Origin of the sequence: Salmonella sp. SAL03688, assembly GCF_046551895.1 — a bacterium.
In the GTDB taxonomy this organism is placed as follows: Bacteria; Pseudomonadota; Gammaproteobacteria; order Enterobacterales; family Enterobacteriaceae; genus Salmonella; species Salmonella enterica.
In genome coordinates this window covers 1-16217 of sequence record NZ_JBGDVI010000001.1, presented here as the reverse complement: position 1 = coordinate 16217, position 16217 = coordinate 1, and the positions used below count along the sequence as shown (strand labels likewise).

Below are 16217 nucleotides of genomic sequence, written 5' to 3'. Positions count from 1 at the left end.
CTATGAGTCTGAATTTCCTTGATTTTGAACAGCCGATAGCAGAGCTGGAAGCGAAAATCGATTCTCTGACTGCGGTAAGCCGCCAGGATGAGAAACTGGATATTAATATCGATGAAGAAGTCCATCGCCTGCGCGAAAAAAGCGTAGAACTGACGCGCAAAATCTTCGCCGATCTCGGCGCATGGCAGGTAGCCCAACTGGCGCGCCATCCGCAGCGTCCGTACACCCTGGATTATGTTCGTCTGGCGTTTGATGAGTTTGATGAGCTGGCGGGCGATCGCGCCTATGCTGATGACAAAGCCATCGTCGGCGGTATCGCGCGTCTGGAAGGGCGGCCGGTGATGATCATTGGTCATCAGAAAGGTCGTGAAACCAAAGAAAAAATTCGTCGTAACTTTGGCATGCCAGCGCCGGAAGGCTACCGCAAAGCGCTGCGTCTGATGGAAATGGCTGAACGCTTCAACATGCCGATTATCACCTTCATCGACACCCCGGGCGCTTACCCTGGCGTGGGCGCGGAAGAGCGTGGTCAGTCTGAAGCTATCGCCCGCAACCTGCGTGAGATGTCTCGTCTGAACGTACCGGTCATCTGCACCGTGATTGGCGAAGGCGGCTCCGGCGGCGCATTGGCGATTGGCGTGGGTGATAAAGTGAATATGCTGCAATACAGCACCTATTCCGTTATCTCCCCGGAAGGTTGCGCCTCTATTTTGTGGAAGAGCGCCGACAAAGCGCCATTGGCTGCTGAAGCGATGGGCATCATCGCGCCGCGTCTGAAAGAGCTGAAGCTCATCGATTCCATCATTCCGGAGCCGCTGGGCGGCGCGCACCGTAATCCGGAAGCGATGGCGGCATCGCTAAAAGCGCAGCTGCTGGAAGATTTAGCCGATCTCGATGTGTTAAGCACCGATGATTTAAAAAACCGTCGTTACCAGCGTTTGATGAGCTACGGTTACGCCTAATCATTTACCTCATTTTTCCCAGGAGGCCGGATAATCCGGCCTCTTTTTTTTGGACGAGGAAAAATGAGACGCCGATGAGTTGATGTGATTAAACGCAACGGCATGTTCTCCCTGACACTGTAGCAACTGCCAGGCGTGTGGCCAGGGCAGGCAGTGAACTACCCTTCAAGGAGAAAATTATGGGATTGCAAAAAACACTGGCGCTCAGCGCCGTGGCGGCAGGGATCATGTTGAGCTTATCCGGTGCGCAGGCCGCGCCGCTGCTTAGCAGTAGTGAGCCAATGACCATTAACGCCAGCGATCTGGCGGCGAAAGAGAAAGCGCTGACGGATTTTCCGTTAATGGAGGCAGTGAAATCCTCTATCCAGACGTTGGATAACAGCGCGGTCGAACAAATCGAACCGGGGCGCGCCGCTAATCCGGCAAACGTAAAACGCGTTGAAAGTATTCTGAAAGAGGCCGACTGGGATTATCTGTTCCCGATGCGCGCGCCGGAATATACTTACTCTAACTTCCTGAAAGCGATAGGTAAATTCCCGGCGGTTTGTGGTACCTACACCGATGGACGCGATAGCGACGCTATCTGCCGTAAAACCCTGGCTACTATGTTTGCGCATTTTGCCCAGGAGACGGGCGGTCACGAAAGCTGGCGTGACATTCCGGAATGGCGTCAGGCGCTGGTCTATCTGCGCGAAGTCGGCTGGACAGAAGGGCAGAAAGGCGGCTACAACGGCGAATGTAACCCGGATGTATGGCAGGGCCAGACCTGGCCGTGCGGTAAAGATAAGGACGGCGATTTCCTCAGCTATTTTGGTCGCGGGGCAAAACAGCTTTCTTATAACTACAACTATGGGCCTTTCTCTGACGCGATGTATGGCGACGTTCGCCCTCTGCTGGATAAACCCGAGCTGGTGGCGGATACCTGGATGAACCTGGCGAGCGCCGTCTTCTTCTTTGTGTATCCGCAGCCGCCGAAGCCGTCTATGCTACATGTGATTGACGGTACCTGGCAGCCAAACGATCGCGATAAAGCAAACGGCCTGGTATCAGGTTTCGGCGTCACCATTCAGATCATCAATGGCGGCGTGGAGTGCGGCGGCGCAGATGAGAATGCGCAGTCGCTTAACCGTATCGCCTACTACAAAGAGTTTGCCAACTACCTGAAAGTGCCGGTGCCGGCGGACGAAGTGTTGGGCTGTAAAAAGATGAAGCAGTTCGATGAAGGCGGTGCTGGCGCGTTACCGATCTACTGGGAACAAGACTGGGGCTGGAGCGCCGATACTGCGGACGGTAAAACCTATTCCTGCCAGTTAGTGGGATATCAGACGCCGTATACCGCCTTTAAAGAGGGCGACTACACGAAATGTGTACAGCATTATTTCAACGTTAATGTCGTCGATGATAACGGAACCACTGAACCGGATGTCACGCCAACTCCGGCGCCAGTGACGGATGAAAACGTGGCGCCAGTCGCGCGCATTGCCGGGCCGGTCGGGGCGGTGGAAGCCGGTAGCCCGGTTTCACTCAGCGCGGAAGGATCGACCGACGCGAATGGCGACAAGCTCACCTATACCTGGATGTCGCAGGATGGCAAAACGCTCAGTGGCCAGGATAAAGCCGTTGTGATTTTCAACGCGCCGGATGTTACTCAGAACACCCAGTATGTGGTGAATCTGACCGTTAGCGACGGTACGCTCTCCAGTACAGCGGTTTATACGCTGAATGTGAAAGCGAAGGCCGCCGCTGCGGATGACGAAGATAAGACCACCAGCTACCCTGCCTGGAGCAGCAGCCAGAAATGGAATCCGGGCGACATCGTTAACAGTAATGGCGCATTGTACCAGTGCAAACCGTTCCCGGAAGGCTCATGGTGTAATGTTGCGCCTGCCTACTATGAGCCCGGCGTAGGGATTGCCTGGGCCGATGCATGGAACGCATTGTAATAAGATAAATCCTGTCGGTGCTTTGCATCGGCAGGATTGTTACTATGCTTATCTCAGGTTTTTTCAGGAGAAAGCATGAACATCATCGCCATTATGGGGCCGCACGGGGTTTATTATAAAGATGAACCCATCAAGGAGCTTGAGCGTGCATTACAATCCCTGGGATTTCAAATTATCTGGCCGCAAAATAGCGTTGACTTGTTGAAGTTTATTGAACATAACCCGCGCATCTGCGGCGTTATTTTTGACTGGGATGAATACAGTCTCGACCTTTGTAGCGAAATCAACCAGCTAAATGAATACCTTCCTCTCTACGCCTTTATCAATACCAACTCCACGCTGGACGTTAGCGTTCACGATATGCGCATGGCGCTGTGGTTTTTTGAGTATGCATTGGGGCTGGCTGAAGATATCGCGACGCGCATTCATCAATATACAAACGAATATCTCGATAATATTACGCCGCCGTTTACCAAAGCGCTGTTTACCTACGCCAAAGAAGGAAAATATACCTTTTGTACGCCGGGTCATATGGCGGGAACGGCGTATCAGAAAAGCCCGCCAGGCTGTCTGTTTTATGACTTTTTTGGCGGCAATACCTTAAAGGCCGATGTGTCGATTTCGGTGACTGAACTGGGATCGCTGCTGGATCACACCGGGCCGCATCTGGAAGCGGAAGAGTATATCGCCCGTACTTTTGGCGCCGAGCAGAGTTATATGGTGACGAACGGTACGTCGACCTCGAATAAAATTGTCGGTATGTATGCCGCGCCTGCGGGAAGTACGCTACTTATTGATCGTAATTGCCATAAATCGCTGGCGCATTTGCTGATGATGAGCGATGTGGTGCCTCTCTGGTTGAAGCCGACGCGCAATGCGCTCGGTATTCTCGGCGGTATTCCTAAGCGTGAATTTACCCGCGACAGCATTGCGCGTAAGGTGGCGGAAACCGCGCAGGCGCAATGGCCGGTTCATGCGGTTATCACCAATTCTACTTACGATGGTCTGCTGTATAACACTAACTGGATCAAGCAGATGCTGGACGTTCCCTCGATCCATTTTGATTCCGCCTGGGTACCCTATACCCATTTCCATCCGATCTACCAGGGGAAAAGCGGGATGAGCGGCGATCGGGTGCCCGGAAAAGTGATTTTCGAAACGCAATCCACCCATAAAATGCTGGCGGCTTTTTCGCAGGCGTCGCTTATTCATATCAAAGGGGAATATGACGAAGAGACGTTTAACGAAGCGTTTATGATGCACACTTCCACATCGCCGAGCTATCCCATTGTCGCCTCTATCGAGACCGCAGCGGCGATGCTGCGCGGCAATCCAGGGAAAAGATTGATTAATCGTTCGGTGGAGCGGGCGCTCCATTTTCGTAAAGAGGTACAGCGGCTACGTGAAGAGTCCGATAGCTGGTTCTTTGATATCTGGCAGCCGGAAGAGGTTGATGAGGCCGAATGCTGGCCGGTCACGCCGGGAGAAACCTGGCATGGCTTCGCCGATGCCGATGACGATCATATGTTTCTCGATCCGGTTAAGGTGACAATCCTGACGCCGGGGATGGATGAACAGGGCAACATGAGCGAAGAGGGGATACCCGCCGCGCTGGTGGCGAAGTTCCTCGATGAGCGAGGCGTGGTGGTGGAAAAAACCGGGCCGTATAATCTGCTGTTTTTGTTCAGCATAGGGATTGATAAGACCCGTGCGATGGGGCTGCTGCGCGGACTGACGGAATTTAAACGCGCCTACGATCTTAACCTGCGCGTCAAAAATATGTTGCCGGATCTGTATGCGGAAGATCCGGATTTTTATCGCAATATGCGCATTCAGGATCTGGCGCAGGGGATCCATAAACTGATCCGCCAGCACGATCTTCCGGGGCTGATGCTGCGGGCGTTCGAGGTTTTACCGGAGATGATCATGACCCCGCACCAGGCCTGGCAGCGTCAGATCAAAGGCGAGGTGGAAACCGTGGCGCTCGATCAACTGCCAGGGCGCGTTTCCGCGAATATGATCCTGCCTTATCCGCCAGGCGTTCCGCTGTTGATGCCCGGCGAGAGGATCACGCAACAGAGTCGGGCCGTGCTCGATTTTCTGCTGATGCTCTGCTCGATTGGCCAGCATTATCCCGGTTTTGAAACGGATATTCACGGCGCGAAACGGAATGAAGACGGGGTGTACCAGGTACGAGTCTTAAAACACGCCTGTTAGCTTGCCTGACGGGAATGTGACGAGTAACGTACTGATAATCAATAAAGGAGACGCTATGCTGGGATTAAAACAGGTTCATCACATCGCGATCATTGCGACAGACTATGCGGTGAGCAAGGCGTTTTATTGCGATATTCTGGGGTTCGATCTGCTAAGCGAAGCCTGGCGGGAAGAGCGTGACTCGTGGAAGGGCGATTTGGCGCTAAACGGGCAGTATGTGATTGAGCTTTTCTCTTTTCCCTTCCCTCCGGCGCGTCCAAGCCGACCTGAAGCCTGTGGCCTGCGCCATCTGGCTTTCAGCGTGGAAAATGTGGAAAACGCCGTTGCGCATCTGGAAAAGCATCAGGTTAAGTGCGAACCGATACGCATCGATCCGTATACCGGGAAGCGCTTTACTTTTTTCAACGATCCGGACGGTTTACCGCTTGAGCTGTATGAGCAGTAAGGCTTGTCATTAAGACGCTCGCCAGGTAACGTTGCCGGGCTAAGTCACTATAAGCATGGATCATGACCACTCTCACGTTGAATACCTCGTTACTCTCTTCTCGCCGTATTCTGGCTGCCTTTAGCGGTGGCCTGGATTCTACGGTGCTTCTGCATCAACTGGTGTTGTGGCGAGAACGCCACCCTGACGTTACGCTGCGTGCTATCCATATTCATCACGGTTTAAGCCCTCATGCTGATAGCTGGGTGCGGCATTGCGAAACCGTATGCGCACGCTGGCAGGTTCCGCTGGTAGTGGAGCGGGTGACGCTGGCAGATAATGGCCTGGGTATCGAGGCCCATGCGCGTGAAGCGCGCTACCGGGCGTTCGCACAGACGCTATTGCCTGGCGAAGTGCTGGCAACCGCGCAGCACCTTGACGATCAGTGTGAAACATTCCTGCTGGCGTTAAAGCGCGGCAGCGGTCCGGCCGGACTTTCCGCGATGGGAGAACGCTCGCCTTTTGCCGGAACTCTGCTTCTTCGCCCGCTGTTGAGAGAAACGCGGAAGACGCTGGAACAGTGGGCTGTGCGTCATGGCTTATGCTGGATTGAAGATGAAAGCAATCAGGATGACGCCTACGATCGCAATTTTTTACGCCTGCGGGCGCTTCCGCTCTTGCAGCAGCGCTGGCCGCATTTTCCTGCGGCGGTAGCCCGTAGCGCGACGCTCTGCGCCGAGCAAGAAAGGCTGCTGGACGAGCTTCTGGCCAGCGATCTTACGGACTGTATCACGGCGGAGGGAACATTGCGGCTCTCTCCATTAATGTCGATGAGCGATGTACGGCGGGCGGCGATTTTGCGTCGCTGGCTGGCGATGCGTAATGCGCCGATGCCCTCTCGCGACGCGCTGGAACGTATCTGGCAGGAGGTGGCGCTGGCGCGCGACGATGCCTCTCCCTGTTTACGCTTTGGCGATCGCGAGATTCGCCGTTATCAGTCGCAACTGTGGTGGATTAAATCCGTGGCCGGACAACACGAAACGACGGTCGCCTGGCCCGTCTGGCAAACACCGCTGGCGCTGCCTGCCGGCTTAGGGACGGTACAGCTCGTTCCTGGCGGCGAACTGCGCCGACCGCGAGAGGAAGAATCCGTCAGTATTCGGTTTAAAGCGCCAGGGTTGCTACACATTGTGGGACGTCACGGCGGACGTAAATTAAAGAAAATCTGGCAGGAGCAGGGGATCCCGCCCTGGCGACGAGACACCACGCCGCTGTTGTTTTACGGCGAAACGCTGATTGCGGCTGCGGGTGTTTTTGTGACGCGTGAGGGAGCAGCAGAAGATAAAGAAGGGGTGAGTCTGGTTTGGCATGCCTGATGGCGCTGCGCTTATCAGGCCTATGTATCGCATGGAACGTAGGCCGGATAAGGTGCTTGCACCACCATCCGGCAACAAAATACTCAGGATTCGCTAACTACCACGGTACCAATTTCCGGGTGGCTGAAACTGGCGATTTTATCGAGACGAAGCTCACAAGACTCGCCGGAAACCTCGGCAAGCAGATATTCTACATTTTTACGTAAGATCAAATCGTTCGCTTTTGCCTGCAAAACCTCGCCATCTTTTAACGTTAGCGTCAGTATTAAATGATGCATGCAGGCAAGCTCAAGACTATCGTAGTCATCGCAATTAATGGGTTGATACGTTTCATTCATTGACATAATCGCTCACCAGTAAGTTCGCGGCAGCATAAGCTGCCTTTTCCCTGACCGACTCTGAAAGGGCGCTATCTGCCGCCACTTCATTAAGCACTTTCAATACACAACCCAGCGCATCCGGGACATACCCTAAGTCTCCGCTGGCGATTTCCGCATACCGCTTGCGTACTAACTCACAATATTTTTCCACATGCCCTCCTGTCAGCATTCTGACTTAACCGTGGATGCAAGTCTAAGCCTACGAAGTTAAATCTTGTTTAGCAAGGTGACTATACCATACTCATTTGCGCAATATCAGCGCCTGACGCGAGTGGGTAAAAGATTCGTTAACAGCCTTTTAGCACGGTTTTCGCTACAATGGGCGCCTGATTCGAAAGGAGTTTTCTCATGGCGCTTAAAGCGACAATTTATAAAGCCGTCGTCAATGTGGCTGACCTTGATCGCAACCGGTTTCTGGATGCGGCATTGACGCTGGCGCGTCACCCTTCTGAAACGCAGGAGCGCATGATGCTGCGCCTGTTGGCATGGATAAAATATGCTGATGAACGGTTGCAGTTTACACGCGGGCTCAGCGCGGAAGATGAGCCGGAGGCCTGGCTGCGTAACGATCATCTGGGCATCGATCTCTGGATTGAGCTGGGGCTGCCGGATGAGCGCCGTATTAAGAAAGCCTGTACTCAGGCGAGCGACGTCGCACTCTTTGCTTATAACTCCCGGGCGGCGCAAATCTGGTGGCAGCAGCATCAAAGCAAGTGCGCGCAGTTCGCTAACCTGTCCGTCTGGTATCTGGATGACGGGCAACTGGCGCAGCTCAGTGAATTTGCCGATCGTACCATGACGCTACAGGCGACGATTCAGGACGGCGCAATCTGGCTTTCTGATGCTCGGAATAATCTGGAAATACAGCTAACCGCCTGGCAACAGCCCTCATGATTGCCATCTCCCGGACGGTCTCCATAGCCGATAATGAGCTGGAAATTACGGCCATTCGCGCGCAGGGCGCGGGTGGTCAGCACGTAAATAAGACCTCTAGCGCGATTCATTTGCGCTTTGACATTCGGGCCTCTGGCCTGCCAGAGTATTATAAACAGCGTTTGCTGACGGCCAGCCACCATCTGATAAGCGATGATGGCGTCATTATCATTAAGGCGCAGGAGTTCCGGAGCCAGGAGCTCAACCGGGAAGCGGCTATCGCCAGGCTGGTTGCCGTCATAAAAGAATTAACCGCGGTGCAGAAAAGCCGTCGCGCAACCCGTCCGACGCGTGCCTCGAAAGAGCGCCGCTTGTCCTCAAAGGCGCAAAAATCTTCTGTAAAGGCGCTTCGCGGCAAAGTTCGTCGTCCACTGGATTGACGGGCAGGAATAGCAATTTCATAAGGATTTTATGGTGAGAACAGCAATATTGTCAGTAGCGGCAGCCTGTACGCTATTTGCATTGATAGGGTGTAATAACCGTGCGGAAGTTGACGCCCTGCAACCTGCGCAGGCGGCGGAATTAAAACCCATGCAGCAAAGCTGGCGCGGCGTGCTGCCCTGTGCGGATTGTGAAGGTATTGAAACGTCACTGTTTCTGGAAAAAGACGGCACATGGGTGATGAACGAGCGCTATCAGGGCGTGCGCGAAGAACCTTCCTCTTTTGCGTCATACGGTACCTGGGCGCGGACGGCGGATAAACTGGTGTTAACCGACAGCAATGGCGAGAAATCGTATTATCGCGCGAAAGGCAATGCGCTGGAGATGCTCGACAGAGAAGGCAATCCGGTGGCTTCGCAGCTTAATTATACGCTGGTGCCTGTTACCGCCAGCCTGCCGGTAACGCCAATGCCGTTGCGTGGTATGTATGTATACAGGGCCGATGCGGCGACCTTTACCGATTGTGCGACCGGAAAACGGCTGCCGGTCGCCAGTAACGCCCAGCTTGAGCGCGGCTATCTGGCGGCGAAAGGTGAAGCGGAAAAACCGGTGCTGCTGACGGTAGAAGGGCATTTTGTGTTAGCCGCGAATCCGGACACGGGCGAGCCGGTAAAAACGCTAATAGCTGATAAAAATGTGAAGTTTGCGCCGGGTAAAGATTGCACTCACTAATAAAAGGCCTCGCAGGGTGCGAGGCCTTTACATATCTGCCGGATGGCGCCGGGCAATGCCAACAAAATGTCGTTTAGCCTTTAATCGCCTTGACCAGATAATCAACGATATCGCCGGTTTTAATCAGCGATTTTTCACCGCTGCGACGGTATTTATACTCAATATCGTCGTTATCCAGGTTGCGATCGCCAATCACGATAGTATGTGGAATACCAATCAGCTCCATATCGGCAAACATCACGCCCGGGCGCTCTTTACGGTCGTCCATCAGCACTTCAATGCCCTGCGCGCGCAATTCGCTGTACAGCTTTTCCGCCAGCTCCTGCACACGGAAGGATTTGTGCATATTCATCGGCAGAATAGCGACCTGGAAAGGCGCAATGGCGTCAGGCCATACAATGCCGCGCTCGTCAAAGTTCTGCTCGATAGCCGCAGCAACGACACGTGTTACGCCGATACCGTAGCAGCCCATTGTCAGGATCTGGTTACGGCCATCTTCGCCCTGAACGGAGGCTTTCAGCGCTTCTGAGTACTTGGTGCCTAACTGGAAGATGTGACCCACTTCGATACCGCGTTTGATAAGCAACGTTCCCTGACCATCCGGACTCGGATCGCCGGCGACTACGTTACGGATGTCGGCAACAACAGGCGTCGCCACATCGCGATCCCAGTTAATACCAAAGTAGTGTTTACCGTCGATGTTGGCGCCAGCGGCAAAATCGCTCATGGCGGCAACGGTGCGATCGATGATGACCGGAATCGGCATATTGACCGGGCCGAGGGAGCCAGGGCCGGCATTAATTACGGCGCGAATCTCTTCTTCAGTAGCGAAGGTCAGCGGGCTGGCAACGTGCGGCAGTTTTTCCGCTTTAACTTCATTCAGTTCATGATCGCCGCGAACCAGCAGAGCCACCAGCGGAGACTTGCTGTCTTTCGCCGCTTTCACCAGCAGCGTTTTTACCGTTTTTTCAATTGGCAGGTTGAATTGTTCCACCAGCTCCGCGATGGTTTTGGCATTTGGCGTATCGACCAGAGTCATTTCCTGCGTCGCCGCTGCGCGCGGCGTTTGCGGCGCGATAGCTTCCGCCAGTTCAATGTTAGCCGCGTAATCAGAAACATCAGAGAAAACGATATCGTCTTCGCCGCTTTGCGCCAGCACCTGGAATTCATGCGAGGCGTTGCCGCCGATAGAACCGGTATCGGCCTGTACCGCGCGGAAATCCAGCCCCATACGGCTGAAGATACGGCTATACGCGGCGTACATGGCGTCATAGGTTTCCTGCAACGACTCCTGAGAGGTGTGGAAAGAGTAAGCATCTTTCATCAGGAATTCGCGCGAACGCATCACGCCAAAGCGCGGACGCACTTCATCACGGAATTTGGTCTGGATTTGGAAGAAGTTCAGCGGCAACTGCTTATAAGAGCTGAGTTCATTACGCACCAGATCGGTGATAACTTCTTCGTGGGTCGGGCCGAGTACGAACGGACGCTCGCCACGGTCGACAAAACGCAGCAGTTCCGGACCGTACTGTTCCCAACGACCACTCTCTTGCCACAGGTCGGCTGGCTGAACGACTGGCATCGACACCTCGATAGCACCGGCGTTGTTCATCTCTTCACGCACGATGTTTTCGACTTTTTTCAGGACGCGCAGGCCGGTCGGCAGCCAGGTATATAACCCGGAGGCGAGCTTGCGGATCATCCCGGCGCGCAGCATCAGCTGGTGGCTGATAACCTCGGCGTCGGCAGGTGTCTCCTTCAGAGTGGAGAGCAGGTATTGGCTAGTACGCATGTTGTTACGGTTCCAGTTGAACGATCGAACAGGCTCAATGTGAGCCTGATACAAAAAAAGTGATTTAGTTTACCAGCGTGCAAGAGATGTCAAAAGAGAAGGGCGTGAAATTACCGTGGTTCCAGCGCAAACACTTCAAATCCGGTGTTAACCACACGCCAGCGCACGTTAAAATCATGCAGCCAGACGGCATAGGTTTTGCCCGTCTCTTCACCCTTACGATAAGCCGGGCGAGGATCTTGCGCCAGCACATCGCAAATAAATGTCCGTAGCTGCGGATAACGCCTTTCCAGCGTCGTAAGCTGTTGAGCCACCTCAGCGGTAAAACTCACGGGCATCTCAGCTATCGGCGCCTGTTGCGCATAGCTGGCGGCGGCGTCCGGTAAGGCCTCGGCAAACGGTAAATACGGTTTAATATCCACCACCGGCGTGCCATCCACCAGATCCAGACTGCCTAATTTCAGAATTACGCTCTCTTTCCGGCACTCGATACCTTTTAGCGCAACGAGCGACATGCCAATCGGATTGGGGCGGAACGTGGAGCGCGTGGCAAAAACGCCCATTCTGGCGTTACCGCCAAGACGGGGCGGACGAACTGTTGGCCGCCAGCCGCCGTCCATCGTCTGATGAAAAACGAAAAGCACCCACAAATGGCTGAACGCTTCCAGGCCGCGAACGGCATCGGCCTGGTTGTAAGGCGCTATCAGATGCAGTTCGCCGCAGGCGCTTTTGACCAGACCAGGCTGGCGCGGAACGGCGAATTTTTCTTTATAGGGGGAGCGAATAACGCCGATTTGTTCAAACTGAAAGCTGCTCATTTCGCCGAAATATTCAGGGCGGACCCGATACAAACCGCCTGACGGTAGCAGCCTGGCGTGCCGCTGGTAATTTCACAGCTGTGCAGCAGGACGGCGTTGGCTTTCATTTTAGATGCATTAATCTGCATACGCTTGCGCGCAGTTGGAATGTTAGGCGGAGAGTCTTGATTTGTCGCCTGGCAGGATTCGCCGCTAACCTCGCCAAGATCGCGGAAAGGTTTGCCGACTAAGTCTTCAGCATTGGTGTAAATCCTGACGGGAGCGGCACGCGGCGCTTTAGGTTTCTCCAGCTCCGCTTTTGGCGGGGTTGCGGTGCTTTGAACGGGTTCAACAGGGGATCTGCTTAGCATGGAACAACCGCCCAGCATGAGTGCCAATAAACAGATCGGTAAAGCACGCATAATATTTCCTCAATGAATGTTCTAATTGCCAGATATTGAATCAGGAGCTTGCATAAATGACAAGACGGGCAATAGCCCGTCCTGAATAATATTACAGATTGTGGAATCAGCCTAAAACTTACCAGCCTTTCACCGCGCCGCCATTAAAAACTTTATTTGCGGCTTCGTACACTTCATCAGACTGGTAAGCCTGAACGAATTTTTTCACATTCTCGGCGTCTTTGTTATCTTCACGCGTCACGATCAGGTTAACGTACGGAGAATCTTTATCTTCAACGAAGATACCGTCTTTCGCTGGCGTCAGGCCAATCTGGCTGGCGTAAGTCGTATTGATGACCGCTAACGCGATCTGCGCGTCATCCAGCGAACGCGGCAACTGCGGCGCTTCCAGCTCAACAATTTTCAGATTTTTCGGGTTTTCCACGATATCCAGCGAGGTCGGAAGCAGACCGACGCCGTCTTTCAGTTTAATCAGCCCTACTTTTTGCAGCAGCAACAGGGAACGACCAAGGTTGGTCGGGTCGTTAGGCACAGCGACCTGGGAACCGTCCTTGAGCTCATCCAGAGATTTGATTTTTTTGGAATATCCTGCAATGGGATAGACAAAAGTCTTACCAACAGAAACCAGTTTGTAGCCGCGATCTTTGATTTGCTGATCCAGATACGGTTTGTGCTGGAAGGCATTGGCATCGATATCGCCTTTGCTCAGCGCTTCATTAGGCAGAACATAATCATTAAAGGTCACCAATTCCACGTCCAGGCCGTATTTTTCTTTCGCGACTTTCTGCGCGACTTCGGCAACTTGCTGCTCTGCGCCAACGATTACGCCGACTTTAATATGATTTGGATCTTTTTCATCCTGACCGCAACCCGCAAGTGCCAGAGAACCAATCAGAGCACCCACTGCCGCAAAGGTTTTGAATTTGAACGCCATGCTTATTTCCTTAATGAGTATTTGTGTTGTGTTTAACGTTACTTATGCGTGACAGCCCTGACGATGCGATCGCCGGATAACTGAATTAAATAAACCAGAACGACAAGTAATACCAGCACCGTATTCATCACGGTAGCATTGTATCCAATATAACCGTACTGATAGCCGATTTGACCGAGGCCGCCTGCGCCGACGGCGCCGCCCATTGCGGAGTAACCGACCAGGGTGATCAGTGTAATGGTTGCCGCATTCACCAGACCAGGCAGCGCTTCCGGTAAAAGGATTTTACGTACAATTTGCAGCGGCGTGGCGCCCATCGCTCGCGAGGCTTCAATCAGCCCGGCAGGGATCTCTAATAACGCATTTTCTACCATACGGGCGATAAAAGGCGCGGCGCCGACGGTCAGCGGTACAATCGCGGCCTGCAAACCAATGGAGGTGCCGACAATTATTCGGGTAAAAGGAATCATCCACACCAGCAGGATGATAAAGGGAATCGAGCGGAAAATATTGACCACCGCGGAGAGGGAGCGATACAGTCTGGCGTTCTCCATAATCTGCCCCGGGCGCGTAACATACAGCAATACGCCAACCGGCAGGCCAATCACGAAACCGAAGAAACCGGAGACAAAGGTCATCGCCAGCGTTTCCCAGACGCCACGAACCAGTAACCACATCATTGCCTCAGACATAACCCAGTACCTCTACTTTCACATGGTGATCCTGCAGCCAGGCAATTGCGGCTTGCGTCTCTTCTTGTGTGCCGTGCATTTCCGTTAGCATAATGCCGAACTTCACACCGCCCGCGTAATCCATCTGCGCGCTAATAATATTATTGTTCACGTTGAAACGACGCGCGGTTTCAGAAAGCAGCGGGGCATCCACAGACTGCCCGGTGAACTCCATGCGCAGCATCGGCACGCTGTCAGTTTCCGGCGACGCTTTCAAACGCGCCTGGTAATCTTCCGGAATGTCCAGGTGCAGAGTGGACTGAATAAACTTCTGCGCCAGCGGCGTTTTAGGGTGCGAGAAGACTTCGCTGACCGTATCTTGCTCAATAAGCTCGCCATTACTGATGACGGCAACGCAGTCGCAGATACGTTTTACGACATCCATTTCATGAGTGATAAGCAGAATCGTCAACCCCAGACGACGGTTGATATCTTTCAGCAATTCCAGAATCGAACGGGTCGTTGCGGGATCAAGCGCGCTGGTGGCTTCATCGCACAGCAACACTTTTGGATTACTGGCTAACGCGCGGGCAATCGCGACACGCTGTTTCTGACCGCCGGAAAGATTTGCCGGATAGCTGTCGTGCTTGTCGCCAAGACCGACTAAATCCAGCAGCTCTGTGACACGGCGTTTGATCTCTTCCTTTGGTGTGTTATCCAGTTCCAGCGGCAACGCGACGTTGCCAAACACGGTACGGGAAGAGAGCAGGTTAAAATGTTGGAAAATCATGCCGATTTGACGGCGAGCTTTGGTCAACTCAGACTCTGAAAGCGTTGTCAGCTCCTGACCGCCGACCTGAACGCTACCTTCGGTTGGGCGTTCAAGTAAGTTAACGCAGCGGATAAGCGTACTTTTACCGGCGCCGGAGGCGCCAATGACGCCATAAATCTGCCCGGCAGGAACGTGCAGGCTGACATTATTTAGCGCCTGAATGGTGCGCGTCCCCTGCTGGAACACTTTGGTAATATTCGAAAGTTTAATCATTGATTCTTTATTATCGTAATGAAATGAGCGGAGGCATTTTCGTCTGCCTAATACGGTCAACGCCGTCAACAGAATGGATGTTAAGGCATCCAGACGTCTAAATCAATCAGGCTTTATACGATGAGCACTTTCTTGCCTGCTGAAACATGCGATACTAGCGCCACTTGCTTTACTCAGGAGCTATAAAAGGTGGCAAAGTCTGTACCCGCAATTTTTCTCGACCGTGACGGCACCATTAATGTGGATCACGGCTACGTACATGAAATCGATGCATTTGAGTTTATAGACGGCGTTATTGACGCGATGCGCGAGCTAAAAAAAATGGGCTATGCGCTGGTGGTGGTGACGAACCAGTCCGGAATCGCGCGCGGCAAATTCACTGAGGCGCAGTTTGAAACGTTAACCGAATGGATGGACTGGTCGTTGGCGGATCGCGATGTTGATTTGGACGGCATCTATTATTGTCCTCACCATCCGCAGGGCAGTATAGAAGAGTTCCGTCAGGTATGTGATTGCCGCAAGCCGCATCCAGGAATGCTTATCTCGGCGCGTGATTTCCTGCATATCGATATGGCGGCTTCTTATATGGTGGGAGACAAGCTGGAAGATATGCAGGCGGCAGCGGCGGCAAATGTCGGGACAAAAGTGCTGGTGCGTACGGGCAAACCGGTCACGGCAGAAGCAGAAAACGCGGCGGACTGGGTGTTAAACAGCCTTGCCGATCTGCCATCGGCGATAAAAAAGCAGCAAAAATAAGCGTTATGGATAAAAGATGAGCGGTTAAAACAAAAATGCATTTTTCCGCTTGTCTTCCTGAACCGACTCCCTATAATGCGCCTCCATCGACACGGCGGATGTGAATCACTTCACACAAACAGCCGGTCGGTTGAAGAGAAAAATCCTGAAATTCAGGGTTGACTCTGAAAGAGGAAAGCGTAATATACGCCACCTCGCGACGGTGAGCTGCAAGCCGCGTCGCATCTGCTCTTTAACAATTTATCAGACAATCTGTGTGGGCACTCGAAGATACGGATTCTTAACGTCCTAGGACGAAAAATGAATACCAAGTCTCAAGAGTGAACACGTAATTCATTACGAAGTTTAATTCATTGAGCATCAAACTTTTAAATTGAAGAGTTTGATCATGGCTCAGATTGAACGCTGGCGGCAGGCCTAACACATGCAAGTCGAACGGTAACAGGAAGCAG

General features: G+C 53.1%; 17 protein-coding genes and 1 rRNA gene. 10 read left to right on the top strand and 8 right to left on the bottom strand.

The window, feature by feature from the left end; all coding sequences use genetic code 11:
• Nucleotides 1–2 precede the first annotated feature (2 nt).
• The 5 genes from accA (at nt 3) to tilS (ending at nt 6922) form a co-directional block, all read left to right on the top strand.
• The gene (gene accA / locus ACLJR2_RS00090) at nt 3–962 is read left to right on the top strand and encodes an acetyl-CoA carboxylase carboxyl transferase subunit alpha (protein WP_000055753.1); all 960 of its coding nucleotides are present in this window, start codon (nt 3–5) and stop codon (nt 960–962) included.
• A 179-nt stretch (nt 963–1141) separates the two neighbouring features.
• Nucleotides 1142–2905 (top strand): chitinase, encoded by a 1764-nt coding sequence (locus tag ACLJR2_RS00085; protein ID WP_000524168.1) that lies wholly within the window; start codon nt 1142–1144, stop codon nt 2903–2905.
• A gap of 75 nt (nt 2906–2980) precedes the next feature.
• Nucleotides 2981–5122 (top strand): lysine decarboxylase LdcC, encoded by a 2142-nt coding sequence (ldcC, locus tag ACLJR2_RS00080; RefSeq protein WP_001021042.1) that lies wholly within the window; start codon nt 2981–2983, stop codon nt 5120–5122.
• 55 nt (nt 5123–5177) lie between these two features.
• Nucleotides 5178–5567, top strand: coding sequence for a VOC family protein (locus tag ACLJR2_RS00075; RefSeq protein ID WP_000901086.1), 390 nt, complete (start codon nt 5178–5180; stop codon nt 5565–5567).
• A gap of 62 nt (nt 5568–5629) precedes the next feature.
• Nucleotides 5630–6922: a tRNA lysidine(34) synthetase TilS gene (tilS, locus tag ACLJR2_RS00070; protein ID WP_000210046.1), complete on the top strand. Its 1293-nt coding sequence runs from the start codon at nt 5630–5632 to the stop codon at nt 6920–6922.
• 83 nt (nt 6923–7005) lie between these two features.
• Here tilS and rof read toward each other — a convergent pair whose 3' ends face one another.
• Together rof and ACLJR2_RS00060 are read right to left on the bottom strand one after the other, a co-directional pair.
• A complete protein-coding gene (gene rof, locus ACLJR2_RS00065) occupies nt 7006–7266 on the bottom strand; it encodes a Rho-binding antiterminator (RefSeq protein WP_000062330.1) in 261 nt (86 codons plus the stop codon).
• A complete protein-coding gene (locus ACLJR2_RS00060) occupies nt 7253–7453 on the bottom strand; it encodes a YaeP family protein (RefSeq protein WP_001518678.1) in 201 nt (66 codons plus the stop codon). Before ACLJR2_RS00060 ends, rof begins: the two co-directional genes overlap by 14 nt.
• Nucleotides 7454–7650: 197 nt before the next feature.
• Between ACLJR2_RS00060 and ACLJR2_RS00055 the strand changes: the two genes are divergently transcribed.
• From ACLJR2_RS00055 to nlpE, 3 genes are read left to right on the top strand one after another with little or no spacing between them, the layout of a single operon-like run.
• Nucleotides 7651–8196, top strand: coding sequence for a YaeQ family protein (locus tag ACLJR2_RS00055; RefSeq protein ID WP_001185319.1), 546 nt, complete (start codon nt 7651–7653; stop codon nt 8194–8196).
• Entirely contained in the window at nt 8193–8615 is a 423-nt protein-coding gene (gene arfB / locus ACLJR2_RS00050) for an alternative ribosome rescue aminoacyl-tRNA hydrolase ArfB (RefSeq protein ID WP_000560528.1), read from the top strand. Before ACLJR2_RS00055 ends, arfB begins: the two co-directional genes overlap by 4 nt.
• 31 nt (nt 8616–8646) lie before the next feature.
• Nucleotides 8647–9348, top strand: a complete 702-nt coding sequence (gene nlpE, locus ACLJR2_RS00045) for an envelope stress response activation lipoprotein NlpE (RefSeq protein WP_000252575.1) — start codon at nt 8647–8649, stop codon at nt 9346–9348.
• A gap of 73 nt (nt 9349–9421) precedes the next feature.
• On the opposite strand, the gene proS is transcribed toward nlpE, so the two are convergent.
• From proS to metN, 6 genes are all read right to left on the bottom strand, one after another.
• Nucleotides 9422–11140, bottom strand: a complete 1719-nt coding sequence (gene proS / locus ACLJR2_RS00040) for a proline--tRNA ligase (protein ID WP_001260672.1) — start codon at nt 11138–11140, stop codon at nt 9422–9424.
• 110 nt (nt 11141–11250) lie between these two features.
• The gene (gene tsaA, locus ACLJR2_RS00035; protein ID WP_000093988.1) at nt 11251–11958 is read right to left on the bottom strand and encodes a tRNA (N6-threonylcarbamoyladenosine(37)-N6)-methyltransferase TrmO; all 708 of its coding nucleotides are present in this window, start codon (nt 11956–11958) and stop codon (nt 11251–11253) included.
• The gene (gene rcsF / locus ACLJR2_RS00030; RefSeq protein ID WP_001202314.1) at nt 11955–12359 is read right to left on the bottom strand and encodes an Rcs stress response system protein RcsF; all 405 of its coding nucleotides are present in this window, start codon (nt 12357–12359) and stop codon (nt 11955–11957) included. Before rcsF ends, tsaA begins: the two co-directional genes overlap by 4 nt.
• Nucleotides 12360–12477: 118 nt before the next feature.
• Entirely contained in the window at nt 12478–13293 is an 816-nt protein-coding gene (gene metQ / locus ACLJR2_RS00025; RefSeq protein WP_000874215.1) for a methionine ABC transporter substrate-binding lipoprotein MetQ, read from the bottom strand.
• Nucleotides 13294–13331: 38 nt separating this feature from the next.
• Nucleotides 13332–13985, bottom strand: a complete 654-nt coding sequence (locus ACLJR2_RS00020; protein WP_001287486.1) for a methionine ABC transporter permease MetI — start codon at nt 13983–13985, stop codon at nt 13332–13334.
• Nucleotides 13978–15009, bottom strand: coding sequence for a methionine ABC transporter ATP-binding protein MetN (gene metN, locus ACLJR2_RS00015; protein ID WP_000594021.1), 1032 nt, complete (start codon nt 15007–15009; stop codon nt 13978–13980). Before metN ends, ACLJR2_RS00020 begins: the two co-directional genes overlap by 8 nt.
• A gap of 189 nt (nt 15010–15198) precedes the next feature.
• Between metN and gmhB the strand changes: the two genes are divergently transcribed.
• On the top strand, nt 15199–15765 hold the full coding sequence (gmhB, locus tag ACLJR2_RS00010) for a D-glycero-beta-D-manno-heptose 1,7-bisphosphate 7-phosphatase (protein WP_001140158.1): 567 nt from the start codon (nt 15199–15201) through the stop codon (nt 15763–15765).
• Nucleotides 15766–16135: 370 nt separating this feature from the next.
• Nucleotides 16136–16217 (top strand): 16S ribosomal RNA (locus ACLJR2_RS00005); the annotation flags it as partial.